Origin of the sequence: Rahnella sp. RFA10(1/100) (assembly GCF_004195115.1) — a bacterium.
GTDB lineage: Bacteria > Pseudomonadota > Gammaproteobacteria > Enterobacterales > Enterobacteriaceae > Rahnella > Rahnella perminowiae.
Map to the genome: position 1 here is coordinate 264,369 of NZ_SEWR01000004.1, position 14,947 is coordinate 279,315.

Genomic DNA, 14,947 nt, shown 5'->3' on the forward strand with positions numbered 1-14,947 from the left:
CAATAGCGCCGCTTCTCCAGTCCGCAATCTCTAATTTCTCTCAACCGGGGCATGAAGACCTGTCGTACAAGAGCATTTCAGTCCTCGTCGTTATTCAATCCGGCCTGTACACATCGACGCAGGAAAAGACTGAAGTCACCGGACACCCATATCACTTTCTGTAATCACCGGAGAACTTTGGGACCATTTGCTGCTGACAGAGTCTGATTTAGGTTAAGGTATGATGGACTGGATTTAACCTTTCAGATTAAAGGGACTTTCTTATGGCAAAAGACGAGAAAACAGCGCCGGGCGACACCGGCTATCACCGGTATGAAATTATCGGGGACAACACGCACCGTACCGATGTTCTGTGCAGTGAAAAAGTTATCCAGTGCAGGAGGGTGCCGGTCAGGGGGATTACGCTGACAGTGGGGGTGTTCTTTGACGGTACGGGCAACAACCGAAATAATTCAAGCGACCTGCGACTGGCCTACGCGAACTGCGCAAACCTGGTGGATGAGGCGCGGGCAAAGGCGTGTGCGAAGTATGAAGAGCACGCACAAGCGGGGCTGGCTAACACGAGCTGGCTGGGTGGCCCCACCAATATTTCCCGACTGTTCGATCTTTACCAGCGGAGTGATGAACTCAAAGACAGCGAGACTGAGGCACAGGTAAAAGCCTACGTTACCGGTATTGGTACGGCCGATGGAAAAAGTGATGCTCTGTTCGGGATGGCACTGGGCAGCAGTCTGATCAAGCAGTTTGAGGGGGTGGTGACGAAGACGGATGAGGTATTGGATACCATAAGCGCCGAGCTGGCCCGCTTTATCAAACTAAACCGTGACCAGATAGCGATAGTGAAAGTGCAGTTTGACGTGTTCGGGTTCAGCCGGGGCGCGGCGGCGGCGCGCCACTTTGCCAACAGGGTGATGAAGCAGGATACGGCGGTAGCGGCGGCGATAGACAAAGGACTGGATCTGGCAGGACACCACGGAAAAGCTGCCGGAGAGGTGCGCTTTCTGGGGCTGTTTGACACGGTGGCCGCTATCGGCAGCCTGCTGAACTTTTACAACGTCAACGGACACAGCAATCCCGGCGTTAACCTTGAGCTGCGGCCGTCCGTGGCGCAGAAGGTGTTCCAGATACGCGCGATGCACGAGTGCCGGCACAATTTCAGCCTGAACAGCATCAAAGGGATGTGGCCGGAGCTGGCACTGCCTGGCGTGCACTCGGATATCGGAGGCGGGTACAACGCGGGGGAGAATGAGGACTCGCTACTGACCATGCCGGATTTTGAAGTGGTGCGCGATGATGTGGAAGAGCTTCATACCGAGATTTACCGGAAGACGGAAGCGATGCGGGAGAAGCTATATGTTCTGCCGGCGCTGAAATACCTGTTGCCGCACGGTGACGTTAAAACGCGGATGATTTCGTGGCCGCTGGTGAACCGGGATAAAGCGCGGGCGCATATTTTTGAGAAAAAGGCCGGGGCGGCGGTGTTTCTGACCCGGCAAGCCATCCCGAACGACTGGGAGAAGGTGAGCATGCGGGTGATGCTGGATGCGGCGCAGGACGCAGGTGTTATTTTCTCTCCGATACTCAGCAATGATAAGGAGCTGTCGTTGCCTGCGGAACTGCTTCCCCTGTGCGATAAAGCGATAGCGCAGGGCCGCGCCGTACGACAGGGCGGTGAGCCTGTGAGTTTTACCGCCAATGAAATGCATATCATCGGGCGTTACCTGCACTGCTCGGCGAACTGGAATATTGATTCCGACCGCAGTCTGTGGGTAAACCCGTCTACGGGGGAAGTTTTCCTGCGCAATAACTATGCGCCGACGGATGAGCGGTCATTTGTCTGGCCTAACGCACCGGGCGAAGGGTGGGTGCGGACGGTATGGATGATGGACGACCAGCAGCAGTGGGAAGAACAGCAAAAAGCCCATGTGGACGCACTGGATAGGGTGTTCGGATGAGGACATTACATATTGCGATCGGGGTACTGCTGTTACTGACGGGGTGCCGCGACAGGCGAGCCGACGTGACCACCCCGCTAGGGGACGGCGTAGAGCAGTGGGGCAAAAAGCTGCCTTACGATCACTGGCAGTTTAATTTTTTTCACCCTAAAAATCTGCCCGCCCTGGTGACGCAGGTGTATCTGGAGGACGGGGATATTCGGGAAAGCATCTTCAGGCGGCTTGACCCGACAGAACCCAGCCAGAGCAGCGTGGACACATGGAGTCGTGTTGTTGGCAGTTTTTCTGCCAACTTTAATATCAGTAAGGCGCTGCCGGTAAGGATGTCAGTGTGCTGGGACTCGGTGATTGATAAAAAATCGTATGAGACGGAGATCTGGTTTGATCGGGGAACATGGCGGCAAATGACAACGGCTTATCCTGATAATTACAAACCGGGACAGGTTTATTACCGGGATAATATGATTATTGGTCTGGCTCCCGGAGGTACGGTGCGGATCTGGCTTGAGGACAACGGTAATCATGTTGTCCCCCAACACCCGGCCAGAGAGTTCACATTGACGGGAGATAATATGTTGATATGTAAGAACGTTCCCAGCAGGATTGATTTTAATTACACCGAGCGTAACGGCTACGACCCGTTTATCCGGGACTTTATCAAAGGGAAAACCTATCCATACGGTGATTGGTAGGGTTTAACGATCTGCAAAATTAAAAGGATCTTCTTGAGATCCTTTTTTACGACCAAATTTCTGGGGTAAGAATTTTGTTTAAAAAATCCTTTTTATAGAAGAGATTACGTTTTCCAAATGGATCTCGCGTACCGCTGGCCCGGCATCCCCGCCGGGCAGTGAATGGTCCATCCGAACAAAAACCCATTTTATTCCTCTCTGTCCTCCGGATGATTTATTTCTTCAGGGGCTTTGCCCTGCATCCTTTCTTCTTGTCTGCGCCCTGTTTTTGACATTTACCTGACACTACTCATCAGGACGTGATCAACCCAACAAAAAACGACACCAAAGTTCACATAAATTGAAATGATGTTTCAATTTCTTGAGTCGGACGAATTTTATCGCTAAACTCCTCTTTATTATTTCGGCGCCGGGCACAGCCCGACAACCCATCGTCCTACGGAAAAGCAGATTTGCTTCCGTTTATGCATAAAGGAACCATCATGATTCTGGATAATTTCTCGCTTCAGGGAAAAGTCGCGGTAGTGACCGGATGCGATACCGGTTTGGGTCAGGGTATGGCAATCGGCCTCGCTGAGGCCGGCTGTGATATTGTAGGGATCAACATTGTCGAACCCGCAGAAACCATCGAGCGCATCGGCGCGACAGGCCGCCGTTTCCTGAGCCTGACCGCTGATCTGAGCGACACGAAAGTTATTCCGGCGCTGCTGGAACGTGCTGTCGCTGAAATGGGACATCTGGATATTCTGGTCAATAACGCCGGAATCATCCGCCGTGAAGACGCCATCGAGTTCAGCGAAAAGAACTGGGATGATGTGATGAATCTGAACATCAAATCCGTCTTCTTCATGTCGCAGGCTGTGGCGAAACAATTCATCGCTCAGGGTACCGGCGGCAAAATCATTAATATCGCGTCGATGCTTTCCTATCAGGGCGGTATCCGCGTACCTTCTTATACCGCATCAAAAAGCGCCGTCATGGGAGTGACCCGCCTGCTGGCCAACGAATGGGCGAAGCACAATATCAATGTGAACGCGATTGCGCCGGGCTATATGGCGACCAACAACACCCAGCAACTTCGCGCTGATGAAGCACGCAGCGAAGAAATTTTGGGGCGTATTCCTGCCGGCCGCTGGGGTTTGCCGTCTGATCTGATGGGGCCGGTCGTATTCCTGTCTTCACCGGCTTCCGACTATATCAACGGTTACACCATTGCGGTTGACGGGGGCTGGCTGGCCCGTTAATCACGCCAGTTATTGATAAACATTCACCGACAGCAGCGGCTCAAACCGCTGCCCAAAGAGGAAATCTCATGAAAATTGCATTGATGATGGAAAACAGTCAGGCCGCTAAAAACGCGATCATCCTGAAAGAACTTAACGCCGTAGCTTCGGAAAAAGAGTATCCGGTCTTCAACGTGGGCATGTCTGATGAACAGGATCACCATCTGACTTACATCCATCTGGGCATCATGGCCAGTATCCTGCTTAATTCAAAAGCGGTGGATTTTGTGGTTGCAGGCTGCGGTACCGGCCAGGGCGCACTGATGTCTCTGAATATTCATCCGGGCGTTAACTGCGGTTATTGTATTGATCCGGCTGATGCCTTCCTGTTTGCGCAAATCAACAACGGCAACGCATTATCGCTGCCATTTGCTAAAGGCTTCGGCTGGGGTGCAGAGCTGAACGTACGCTTCATCTTCGAAAAGGCCTTTACCGGCGTGAAAGGCGAAGGCTATCCGGCTGACCGCAAAGAACCTCAGGTACGCAACGCCGGTATTCTTAATCAGGTGAAAGCCGCAGTGGTAAAAGAAAACTATCTGGATACCCTGCGTGCCATCGATCCGGAACTGGTGAAAACCGCCGTGACAGGCGAACGTTTCCAGAAATGTTTCTTCGAAAACTGCCAGAACAAAGAGATCGAAACCTTCGTGCGTGAAATCCTCGCGTAAGATTACGTGTTTTGTGGTGTCAAAAAAACCGGTGCTCATGGCACCGGTTTTTTATGGTCTGAAAGAATTATAAAAAATCTTGTCGTTGCGGCGTAAACGTGTCGAGCAACACACCTTTCTCCAGACACACGCAGCCGTGCATGATGTACGGTTTTTTATACAGCGTATCGCCTGCACTTACTTCACGGGTTTCTTCACCGATAGTGAATTTGAAACGGCCGGATAACACATAGGTCAGTTGTTCATGCACATGGTTATGCATCGGACCGACGGCGCCTTCTTCAAAGTATACTTCAACGGCCATCATGGTGCCGTCATGCGCCAGAACACGACGGCTCACACCGTCCCCCAGATCCTGTAAAGGAATATCTTTTTTAAAGGTAAACATTGGTTAATCCTTGCGTAATGAACTGAGCAGGGCATCCGGAATTTCCGCCAGATACAGCGCCGGTAAGCCTTCATAATCGGTGGTGAAAAGCACATGACGATCGTCGGGTGAGAAAGAAGGGTGCGGATGCGTCACCTGACGGTCGCCGTCCAGCACCTGCCAGGAGCTGTTATGCGCGGCCAGCGGTGCATACCGGCGGGTCCGGGTGTCGAAAATATACAACCACGGATCGTTTTCAATCGTATGACTTGCGGTGTCTTTCACATCAACCGGCGTACCGGAGCCATCACCGACCAGCAGTGTACCGTTGTCATTACTCATCAGATGCGAGCAGGCTGGCATAGTCATCAGACAGATATCTTCGCCGGTTTGCGGGTCGAAACGGCGGATATGGCGGTCATGTTGGCCTTTCAGATAAGACACATAAATAAGTGCAGAGCCGTCCGGTACCCAGAATTCGTGCGTACAGCTTTCTCCCGGTGCATGTTCTTTTACCTTGCGGACATCACTGCCGTCTTCATTCACCAGCCACATACGTGCATCAACCAGGTCATGCGGGCCTTCGTGACAGAAAGCGACGGTGTGGTCATCAAACGGGCGATAAATCGGGTGTCCGAGCCATTCATTTTTCTCGTGGATCACGCGGGATTTTCCGTTGAGTAAATCGACACATAACAGTCTGCAGTGCGGATTACTGTGATAGAAATCCTGGAAGATTTTCCAGTCTGACAGTGGCGTCCAGTCCTCACGACTGATTTCGATACCCACCAGACGGGTGCATTCGCTGTTGGCCACCCAGGTGCCATAGCCAACCCATTCTTCCGGCACCTGATACACCGTATGTTCACTAAAATCAGCCAGTTTTACGCGCTGCAGACTGCGTTCGTTTTTGACGTAGTAAAGATACTGATCATCCGGGGAGAGGAAACCGCCAAAGGTGTTATCGCCTTTGCCTTCAGTCAGCTGAGCCGCTTTCTGCGTTTGCAAGTCCAGCAGATAATAGTTGCGGTTGCCATCAAACTCACCGGCGAACAACAGTTTATTACCCTCGCGGGTAAAGCATTTCTGATAGAAATAGTTGCGATGACACAACACATCAGGCGGTGTTAAACGCGTCACCCGGGCACCGGTCTGAGGATCCTGAACGGTGTGGAAACTAAATTGAATCTGAGAACCTTTTGCCATGATTCACCCCATAAGTAGCATGAAATTAGCCGTTGTTCCGGCGTCCCTTTCATTAATCAAAATGCAGTTTCATTAATTTGAAAACACATTACCACTTTGTGAGTCAAAACAACGGCGGGTGAAAACAAAAGTGCAATGGTGATCACAAAACGGTTGGCTTTTGCTACAGCGTAAAACCATCCTATAATGATATAGCTTGCTCAAATATTATTGATACTCTTGATGATTAAAGAGTACGAACAAAATATCTCACGCTTACACGGTGGAGTATTTTAGAAAAGGGATGTGAAAGATGAGATTACGAAAGAAACGTGTTCAACCCATGCATATCAACGACATTACGATCATTGATGACACTAAACTGAAAAAAGCTATTACCGCCGCAGCCCTGGGTAATGCGATGGAATGGTTTGATTTCGGTGTGTATGGTTTTGTGGCATTTGCATTAGGGCAGGTGTTTTTCCCGGGGGCAGACCCGGGTATTCAGATGATTGCCGCGCTGGCAACCTTCTCCGTACCGTTCCTCGTCAGGCCTCTGGGCGGACTGTTTTTCGGCGCACTTGGCGACAAATTTGGGCGCCAGAAAGTCCTTTCCGTCACCATCATCATCATGTCCGTCAGCACCTTCTGTATCGGGCTGATACCCGGTTATGACTCCATCGGTATCTGGGCACCGATTTTGCTGTTACTGGCAAAACTGGCACAGGGTTTCTCGGTTGGTGGCGAGTATACCGGTGCAGCGATTTTCGTTGCAGAATATTCTCCTGACAGAAAACGCGGCTTCCTCGGCAGCTGGCTGGATTTTGGTTCCATCGCCGGTTTTATTCTCGGTGCAGGTGTGGTGGTGCTGATTTCCAGTATCGTGGGTGAAACGAACTTCCTCGAATGGGGCTGGCGTATTCCGTTTTTCATTGCCGCTCCGCTGGGCCTGATCGGGATCTATCTGCGTCATGCACTGGAAGAAACCCCGACCTTCCAGCAACACGTCGATAAAATCGACAGCGATTCGCGTAAAGATATTGCTGAACCGCCAAGAGTCTCGTTCCGTGAAATCCTGACCAAACAATGGCGTCCGCTGATTATCTGTGTGGGCATGGTGATAGCCACAAACGTCACCTACTACATGCTGCTGACATACATGCCGAGCTATTTGTCCCACAGCCTGCATTATTCTGAAGACCACGGTGTGCTGATCATCATTGCCATCATGGTCGGCATGTTGTTCGTACAGCCGTTCATGGGGATGCTGAGTGACCGCTTCGGCCGTAAACCTTTTGTGATCATCGGCAGTATCGGCCTGTTTATACTGGCTATTCCGTGCTTCATTCTGATAAACAGTGATGTGATAGGCCTGATTTTCTTAGGTCTGCTGATCCTTGCGGTGTTGCTGAACTGCTTTATCGGTGTGATGGCGTCAACGTTACCGGCAATGTTCCCGACGCATATCCGTTACAGCGCGCTGGCAATTGCTTTCAATGTTTCGGTACTGATTGCGGGGCTTACCCCGACGATCGCCGCGTGGCTGGTGGAAGCCACCAATAATCTCTATATGCCAGCCTATTACCTGATGGTTGTGGCGATGATTGGTCTGGTGACCGGCATTTTCATGAAAGAAACCGCTAACCGCCCGCTCAAGGGCGCGACACCGGCGGCTTCAGACCGTGCAGAAGCGCGTGAAATCCTCCAGGAACATCACGACAATATCGAACAGAAAATTGAAGATATTGATGCGCAGATTGTTGAGCTTGAAGCAAAAAGAAAAAATCTGATTGCCCAGCACCCGGATATCAACTGATTCCGTTCTCAGGCAGTCTCAACGCCGGTCACTTTGCTGACCGGCTTTTTTTTGCCTTTAGTCACATTTTTTGCGTTCCTGCTCCATACTTCACTTCCTGGTCATCTGAATGGAAAGTCTGTATGCAGAATCCTACGTTGTTTCAGTTCTTTCACTGGTATTACCCGGATGGTGGGAAGCTCTGGCCGGAAGTGGCCGAAAAAGCCGCCTGGCTGGCTGAGATTGGCATTACCGCCGCCTGGCTTCCGCCTGCCTGTAAAGGCGAATCGGGTGGGTATTCGGTTGGCTATGACACTTATGATTTGTTTGATCTGGGTGAGTTTGAGCAGAAAGGTTCCCGTGCGACCAAATATGGCGACAAAGAGGGGCTGCTCGCAGCCATCAGCGCGCTGAAACAGCATAAGCTGGGCGTCATTCTTGACGTGGTGCTCAATCATAAAATGGGAGCGGATGAGAAAGAACGCGTGCAGGTTAACCGCGTTAACATGGATAACCGCGAAGAAATCAGTGATGACATTATTGAAGCTGAGGCCTGGACGCGTTTCATTTTTGCCGCCCGTAACGGCCAGTATTCAAAATTCATCTGGGATTTTCACTGCTTCAGCGGTGTTGACCACATTGAAAACCCGGACGAGCAAGGCATTTTCAAAATCATTAACGATTATACCGGCGGCGGCTGGAACGATCAGGTCGATGACGAATTCGGTAATTACGATTACCTGATGGGTGCCAATGTCGATTTCCGCAATAACGCAGTCAGCGAAGAGCTCAAATACTGGGGCCGCTGGATCATGGAACAAACGCACTGTACAGGGTTTCGTCTTGATGCGGTGAAACATATTCCGGCCTGGTTCTATAAAGAGTGGATTGACCATATTCAGGCACAATCGGAACAACCGATGTACCTGGTCGCAGAATACTGGTCATTCGACGTCCCGACACTGCAAAATTACATCCGTCAGGTGGAAGGCAAAACCATGCTGTTCGATGCGCCGCTACAGCTGAATTTCCACCATGCCTCGAAACAGGGTGCGGATTACGATCTGACCACCATTTTTGATAACACACTGGTCGCTGCTGATGCTGCGCATGCGGTGACGCTGGTTGCCAACCACGACACACAGCCGTTGCAGTCTCTTGAGGCACCGGTTGAGCCGTGGTTTAAACCGCTGGCCTATGCGTTAACGTTGTTGCGCGAGCATGGCGTGCCCATCGTCTTTTATCCGGATTTATTCGGTGCAAGTTACGAAGATGAAGGAGAGGACGGAAATAATTACACCGTAAATCTGCCAGTGATCCCCCATCTGGAAGCGCTGATCAGAGCCCGTCAGGGGTACGCATGGGGTGCACAAACCGATTATTTCGATCACCCGAACTGCATTGCCTTTTCCCGCAGCGGCACCGCAGAGCAACCGGGATGCGTGGTAGTGATGTCTAACGGAGAAGCCGGCGAGAAAACGATTGAGCTGGGCGACAACTTTGCCGGTAAGCAATGGCGGGACATGCTGGAAAACCGCGGGGAAGTCATTACAACCGACGAAAAAGGCAGCGCACAATTCTTTTGCGCAGCAGGGAGCGTCAGCGTCTGGATTATGACGGAGTGAAACAGGTGCGGGCGGGATTAACCGCCCGCAACGTCAACGGAATCCGAAAGCAATCAACAATGAATACATCACCAGTAATACCACAAAGGCCACGATGCCGGCCACACCCGAAGCTTTTTTCATCAACTCCCACGGGAAAATCACCATAATAATCATCGCGTTCAATGGCACGCTGTACCATTTCCATTGTTTTGGCGCCATCATCCAGAGGACGCAAAAACTACTGGCGCTCAGTACCCCGTAATTGGTGAAAGCCATCACCATATTTCCGGTTTCAGGCTTAAACATGGTGAAGAAACCCAGCATTATTTTTACCATAATGCCGGTTGCCAGTATCGACAACACGCATTCTGTTGCGCACAACATGCGCGGGCGGTAACGTAATTTCCGCTCCAGATAACTGTAACCATGCATATATAATGCAATGAATGCTATGAGTAAAATGCGTGAGCGCCACGGTTCAGGATGTTCACGCGTCGCCAGCATGATCAGCAAAAGCCAGAAACCGGTCAGGAACACCGTTCCCCAACGCAGTGCCAGCCGGTTCTCAGCCAGGGTTTTCAGCAGTACTGAATTAATACGCGGCAACAAAGCAGGATAATACGCCCTGATTTCCCTGAGTTTATCGTGCAGGGATAGCATAAAGTCGGGTACCAGTTTCGCCCACCAGGGCACAACCGCACCTTCCTCCGTCAGCAAACGCAAACGCAGTCGATTCAGCATGGACCCCTGATATTCGCGCGCCATAACAGACGCGTAGTAGTTCGCGCCGGTATGTTCTATCTGTGCCTGAAGCGCCTGCAGCCGTTGCGGGGAAATCCCCACCGGTTGGTAATGGTCTATTTCCCACCCCATAATGGCAGAGACTTTGAGCAGTAATGCCGAATATAATCCTTCGCGTTCACTCAATTGTGCGGCCATTTCCTGGCTAAACATCTCCCGCAATTCGAGATTTTGCAGAGAATCACTCTGCAAATAATCTGCCAGCCGTTTTATCCCCACCGTTTCGTCATCCATCATAGCGTCAATAACAGAGGGGATTTCTGCAAAAATCTGACCGCGTAACAGAGAGACGTCGTCAGATTCCTGTACGGGAGCTTTCACCGTCTCATACCGGACAGACAAAGGCGAGACGGGCGCGGCAGAAAGGTTCACAGGGGGCTTAGCAGTAGTGACAACGTCACTTAAAATGTCATCATAACCCTGACGCTTTGCCGCTTCAAAGGCTTCGCGCAGTCGCTGATACCCTTGCGGATCACTGTCAGGACGGGTGTTTTTCAGCTTTCGGGCATAAGCCCGTTTAATCACGCCCAGATCCTGAGTCGGCTCAATGCCTAAAACTGACCAAATTCCCTGTCCGCTCATTCCACCGCCCACGTAATTAACCATGAATATACAAATAACATCAGTGCGCACGCCACAACCCGTCTGACCCGGCCGGGCTTTCTGGCTTGTTCCCACGGCAACGTGAGTAAAGAAACTACACTGTTACAGACCAGATTATACCAGCGCCAGGATTTCGGGCAGATGGCCCAGGTGCAGAACAGCACAGTTATCAGCAACATAAAGAACAACGCCGGCCCGCGTCCGGGGTCATCCTGAAGATAAAGGAAGGTCGCATAAAATCCACTGAAAACCAGCCCCGACAGTGCAATGACCAACACCGACATCAGGGTTTCCGCTACGGCATGCAGGCGGGGATACGGATGTAATAATATCCCCATGCCTTTATAACCGAAGATGCATCCCAGCACGGTAATCGCGCTCAGCAGTGTATCGCGCAGCCAGTGCGGAGAATGGCGGGCTCCGTAAATCGCCAGCACACACCAAAAGACGGTCAGAAAAGTGGCTTCACCGCTGAGAGCAAAACGGCAACGCTTAAGGTCATTCCTCAGCCGGGAATTGACCCGCGGCAGCAGCACCGGATGATACATGGCTATCTCGTGCAAATGTGCCCTGAGACGGCCCACAAAGCCGGGAACGCATTTCATACCGAATGTCAGGTTTTTGCCTTCGACACTGAGATAATCAAATACCTTACGGCCAAAACCCGAAGCCTGAAGTTGCGTCCGCAAGGCATCCCAGTAGTGACGCCCGGCGGTACTCTCAATTTGCTGATGCAGCGCATCCAGCTGATAAACTGAAATACCGACGGGCTGATAATGGTCAATTTCCCATTCCATCAGCGCGGCAACGTTCGCCAGCAATGAGAAGGTCAGCCCTTCATGCTCCGCCAGATCCCACGCCAGCTGCTGACTGAACATTTCACGCAACTGAAGGTTTTGCAGTAAAGTTTCTGACAGACAGACCTGCAGCTTTTCCAGGCCTGCCTGCTCATTTTCCAGCAGCAGGCTGACGATTTCTGATACCCGATGGTGAACCTGCGTCTGATTGATTAACGAATCGTCAGTAAGCGACGCAGGATGAGAAGGGTAAGTGACGTTGTCACCTGTAGTCCAAAAATATTCGCCGCGCCTGGCTGATTCAAACGCCTCCCGCAGGCGCTGATACGCTTGCGGATCCTGATCAGGCCGCGTGCTTTTTAGCTGATGCGCATAGGCCCGTTTGATGGCAGCGATGTCCTGCGTAGGTTCTATCCCGAGAACTGACCAGATCCCCATCGGACTATTCCCACCCGCTGCGCAGATGCACCAGCAGTGCCTCAAATTCCTTGCGTGCTGCCGCAATCTGACGCGCATCTTGCGTGTCGAGCACATGTTCAAAGCGATACAACTGGTCGGCAATGAACTGCCGCTGGTCGCCAAGGCTTTGTTCATAATAAGCGTTGGCTTCTGCTACCAGTTGGCGGTTTACCAATTGTTCGCGCGGATGCTGCTTAATGTTTTCAAGTTTGAGCAAGCTTTCGGTAATTTGTGCCGGCGTCAGGCTGCCTGGCGCTTTCTCGATCACCAGTTTTTCCACCTGTCCGGTGCTGGTGATTTTACATTCCACTTCCAGAATACCGTCGAGTGTGTAAGTAAAACGCACATCGGCGGTCATTTCACCTGCCGGGCGCGGAGGCACGTCAACGTTCAGCGAACCGAGCAGAATATTATCGGCTACCCGCCGCGCTTCCCCCTGATAAATGGACAGATTCAGGTACTTTTGCTGATCTGAAATGGTGACAATCGTTTCCACGCGACTCACCGGCACAAAGCTGTTGCGCTCGATCAGAGGCAGAAAATGACCGTCTTCATAGCCGTCGCCTTTAGGGCGGGAGATCCCGATACCCAGCGTAAACGGCATGACATCGGTCAGCACGATGTCATCGAGCGCCTGATCCTGCAAGGCCAGTCCGGCCTGAATACCGGCACCCAGCGCCACGGCTTCGTCCGGTTGCAAATCACTGCGCGGAAAGCGGCCGAACAGACGAGCCACCGCCTGACGTACCAATGGCATTCGCGTTGCGCCGCCTACCAGCACCACATGATCCACTTCATCGGCGGAGAATTTGGCATCGCGCAGTGCCTGTATCACCGGTTTTTTCATCCGCTCCAGCGTACTCTCACAGCATTGCGCCAGAGTCTCACTGGTCAGCGTCCAGCTCAGTGAACTTTCTTTCCACTGGTACCGGAGCGTCGTACTGTCTTGTGTGGTCAGCTGGCACTTAGCTTTTTCCGCCAGCGTAATCAGCTGACCAAAAAGGGCATTATCCTCTTTGTCCAGTTGCGGATACTGCGCCAGCATCCAGCTGGTAAGGCTGCGGGTGAAGTCATCACCGCCGAGGAACACATCGCCGCTGCTGGCGCGGACTTCAATTACGCCTTCAAACATATCGATGATTGAAACGTCAAACGTGCCGCCCCCCAGATCGAACACCAGGAATTTCTGTTCCTGCTGATTCACCAGCCCGTAGGCCAGCGACGCTGCCGTCGGTTCATTGAGCAGACGTTCTACCTGCAGGCCGGCCATTTCACCGGCGGCTTTCACCGCCTTGCGCTGAATATCATTAAAATAAGCAGGGACGGTAATAATGGCGCGCTTCACCTCACAGCCACAATATTGTTCAGCATCGGCTTTCAGGCTGCGCAATAAAAGAGCGGAGAGTTCCTCCGCGCGAAAGTGCTGGTGACCGAGCCGGAACTGATGATCGGTCCCCATGAAGCGTTTAAAACTGGAAAGGGTGAGGTCAGGGTGGGTAAATAAACGCGCCTGAGCAGGCGCACCGACCAGAACGTGACCGTTATCATCGAGGCCGATCACCGAGGGCGTCAGATTTTTTCCATAGACATTAGGAACCAGAACGGAATGTCCGTCTTGCCAGATGGCAACAGCGCAGTTTGACGTGCCTAAATCTATTCCTATCAACATCCGTATCACTCCAGAAGCATAAACCGAAAACAACCGAAAGAATTTATATCGGCCGAATTTACAGAAAGTTGAGGAGATTTTGTAGGTTGCGCGATATAAATCTTGTCAGAAAACTTACATTTATCGCGGATGAAGGTCGGAGGAGATAATTTATTCCATAACCACTAGACGACTGGTCTAATTCAATGTATTGTTAACTCATGAACACGACAAAAGCACCTGACGCAGGCAAAACAGATTATCCGTCAGACGGATTAATCTGATACGTAACAAATGACACCCCGCGCTGAGGTGTTTTTTTGAAAGTTATCACAAGACGACTGGTCTACTATAAAGACAGTTAAACAACGTTAACAACCGGGATAAACAACATGAAAATTCTGATGGTTCTGACTTCGCACGACACACTGGGCAACACCGGCCGTAAAACAGGTTTCTGGCTGGAAGAGCTGGCGGCACCTTATTATGCGTTTCAAGATGCAGGCGCAGAAATCGTGCTGGCTTCGCCGGCCGGGGGGCAGCCACCGCTGGATCCAAAAAGTAACGAGCCGGATTTCCGCACGGAGCAAACCCGCCGCTTCGAAGCTGATGAGCAGGCGACTGCTCAACTGGCCTCTACCGTTCGTCTGGACAGTATTTCTCAGGCTGATTTCGACGCTGTCTTTTATCCGGGCGGCCATGGCCCGTTGTGGGATCTGGCCGAAGATACCACCTCCATTGAGCTGATCCAGTCATTCCAGGCCGCTGGTAAACACGTCGCGCTGGTGTGTCATGCGCCGGGTGTCTTACGTCATGTGAAAGATGCGCAGGGTAATCCGCTGGTACAGGGCAAAAAAGTCACCGGTTTCACCAATAGCGAAGAAGCGGCGGTTGGCCTGACCGACGTGGTGCCATTCCTGGTGGAAGATGAGCTGAAATCTCTGGGAGGTGTGTATTCGAAAGGTGCTGACTGGGGATCTTATGTGGTGCAGGACGGTCTGCTGATCACCGGCCAGAATCCGGGTTCTTCCGAAGAAGCTGCAGTACTGCTGGTTGAGCAACTGAGCAAATAAACAGATGCCATAAA

Annotated in this window: 12 protein-coding genes; 7 read left to right on the forward strand and 5 right to left on the reverse strand. The window is 51.7% G+C overall.

The genetic code is table 11. The features are described from left to right. Nucleotides 1-263 precede the first annotated feature (263 nt). The 4 genes from ETV65_RS14620 (at nucleotide 264) to ETV65_RS14635 (ending at nucleotide 4,598) form a co-directional block, all read left to right on the forward strand. Nucleotides 264-1,955: a DUF2235 domain-containing protein gene (locus tag ETV65_RS14620; RefSeq protein WP_129953546.1), complete on the forward strand. Its 1,692-nt coding sequence runs from the start codon at nucleotides 264-266 to the stop codon at nucleotides 1,953-1,955. A 65-nt stretch (nucleotides 1,956-2,020) separates the two neighbouring features. Continuing rightward, nucleotides 2,021-2,647 carry a DUF2931 family protein gene (locus ETV65_RS14625; protein WP_240782849.1) on the forward strand — a complete coding sequence of 209 codons (627 nt, stop codon included), beginning with the start codon at nucleotides 2,021-2,023 and terminating at the stop codon, nucleotides 2,645-2,647. A 482-nt stretch (nucleotides 2,648-3,129) separates the two neighbouring features. Further along, nucleotides 3,130-3,891, forward strand: coding sequence for a 2-dehydro-3-deoxy-D-gluconate 5-dehydrogenase KduD (kduD, locus tag ETV65_RS14630; RefSeq protein ID WP_129953548.1), 762 nt, complete (start codon nucleotides 3,130-3,132; stop codon nucleotides 3,889-3,891). 68 nt (nucleotides 3,892-3,959) lie between these two features. Continuing rightward, the gene (locus tag ETV65_RS14635) at nucleotides 3,960-4,598 is read left to right on the forward strand and encodes an RpiB/LacA/LacB family sugar-phosphate isomerase (protein WP_129953549.1); all 639 of its coding nucleotides are present in this window, start codon (nucleotides 3,960-3,962) and stop codon (nucleotides 4,596-4,598) included. 67 nt (nucleotides 4,599-4,665) lie between these two features. Here ETV65_RS14635 and ETV65_RS14640 read toward each other — a convergent pair whose 3' ends face one another. Both ETV65_RS14640 and ETV65_RS14645 read right to left on the reverse strand, forming a co-directional pair. Next, nucleotides 4,666-4,986: a cupin domain-containing protein gene (locus ETV65_RS14640; RefSeq protein ID WP_129953550.1), complete on the reverse strand. Its 321-nt coding sequence runs from the start codon at nucleotides 4,984-4,986 to the stop codon at nucleotides 4,666-4,668. Nucleotides 4,987-4,989: 3 nt separating this feature from the next. Next, nucleotides 4,990-6,171, reverse strand: a complete 1,182-nt coding sequence (locus ETV65_RS14645) for an oligogalacturonate lyase family protein (RefSeq protein ID WP_129953551.1) — start codon at nucleotides 6,169-6,171, stop codon at nucleotides 4,990-4,992. 292 nt (nucleotides 6,172-6,463) lie between these two features. Here ETV65_RS14645 and proP point away from each other — a divergent pair, with 292 nt between their 5' ends. Then, a complete protein-coding gene (proP, locus tag ETV65_RS14650) occupies nucleotides 6,464-7,966 on the forward strand; it encodes a glycine betaine/L-proline transporter ProP (RefSeq protein WP_129953552.1) in 1,503 nt (500 codons plus the stop codon). Nucleotides 7,967-8,088: 122 nt separating this feature from the next. Then, nucleotides 8,089-9,570 (forward strand): alpha-amylase, encoded by a 1,482-nt coding sequence (amyA, locus tag ETV65_RS14655; RefSeq protein ID WP_129953553.1) that lies wholly within the window; start codon nucleotides 8,089-8,091, stop codon nucleotides 9,568-9,570. A 33-nt stretch (nucleotides 9,571-9,603) separates the two neighbouring features. Here amyA and ETV65_RS14660 read toward each other — a convergent pair whose 3' ends face one another. From ETV65_RS14660 to ETV65_RS14670, 3 genes are read right to left on the reverse strand one after another with little or no spacing between them, the layout of a single operon-like run. Then, entirely contained in the window at nucleotides 9,604-10,935 is a 1,332-nt protein-coding gene (locus tag ETV65_RS14660; RefSeq protein WP_235174565.1) for a J domain-containing protein, read from the reverse strand. Beyond that, on the reverse strand, nucleotides 10,932-12,191 hold the full coding sequence (locus ETV65_RS25205; protein ID WP_240782850.1) for a hypothetical protein: 1,260 nt from the start codon (nucleotides 12,189-12,191) through the stop codon (nucleotides 10,932-10,934). The genes ETV65_RS14660 and ETV65_RS25205 overlap by 4 nt, the downstream gene beginning before the upstream one ends. Before the next feature lie 4 nt (nucleotides 12,192-12,195). Beyond that, nucleotides 12,196-13,881, reverse strand: coding sequence for a molecular chaperone HscC (locus ETV65_RS14670; protein WP_129953555.1), 1,686 nt, complete (start codon nucleotides 13,879-13,881; stop codon nucleotides 12,196-12,198). A 371-nt stretch (nucleotides 13,882-14,252) separates the two neighbouring features. Between ETV65_RS14670 and ETV65_RS14675 the strand changes: the two genes are divergently transcribed. Then, nucleotides 14,253-14,933, forward strand: coding sequence for a type 1 glutamine amidotransferase domain-containing protein (locus ETV65_RS14675; RefSeq protein WP_129953556.1), 681 nt, complete (start codon nucleotides 14,253-14,255; stop codon nucleotides 14,931-14,933). The last annotated feature ends 14 nt before the right edge of the window (nucleotides 14,934-14,947 follow it).

Excerpts from the sequence above, each read along its gene's own strand:
- ETV65_RS14635 (WP_129953549.1), top strand. The coding sequence starts at position 3,960 with ATGAAAATTGCATTGATGATGGAAAACAGTCAGGCCGCTAAAAACGCG.
- kduD (WP_129953548.1), top strand. The coding sequence starts at position 3,130 with ATGATTCTGGATAATTTCTCGCTTCAGGGAAAAGTCGCGGTAGTGACC.
- ETV65_RS25205 (WP_240782850.1), bottom strand. The coding sequence starts at position 12,191 with ATGGGGATCTGGTCAGTTCTCGGGATAGAACCTACGCAGGACATCGCT.
- ETV65_RS14675 (WP_129953556.1), top strand. The coding sequence starts at position 14,253 with ATGAAAATTCTGATGGTTCTGACTTCGCACGACACACTGGGCAACACC.
- ETV65_RS14640 (WP_129953550.1), bottom strand. The coding sequence starts at position 4,986 with ATGTTTACCTTTAAAAAAGATATTCCTTTACAGGATCTGGGGGACGGT.
- ETV65_RS14670 (WP_129953555.1), bottom strand. The coding sequence starts at position 13,881 with ATGTTGATAGGAATAGATTTAGGCACGTCAAACTGCGCTGTTGCCATC.
- proP (WP_129953552.1), top strand. The coding sequence starts at position 6,464 with ATGAGATTACGAAAGAAACGTGTTCAACCCATGCATATCAACGACATT.
- ETV65_RS14620 (WP_129953546.1), top strand. The coding sequence starts at position 264 with ATGGCAAAAGACGAGAAAACAGCGCCGGGCGACACCGGCTATCACCGG.
- ETV65_RS14660 (WP_235174565.1), bottom strand. The coding sequence starts at position 10,935 with ATGAGCGGACAGGGAATTTGGTCAGTTTTAGGCATTGAGCCGACTCAG.
- ETV65_RS14645 (WP_129953551.1), bottom strand. The coding sequence starts at position 6,171 with ATGGCAAAAGGTTCTCAGATTCAATTTAGTTTCCACACCGTTCAGGAT.
- amyA (WP_129953553.1), top strand. The coding sequence starts at position 8,089 with ATGCAGAATCCTACGTTGTTTCAGTTCTTTCACTGGTATTACCCGGAT.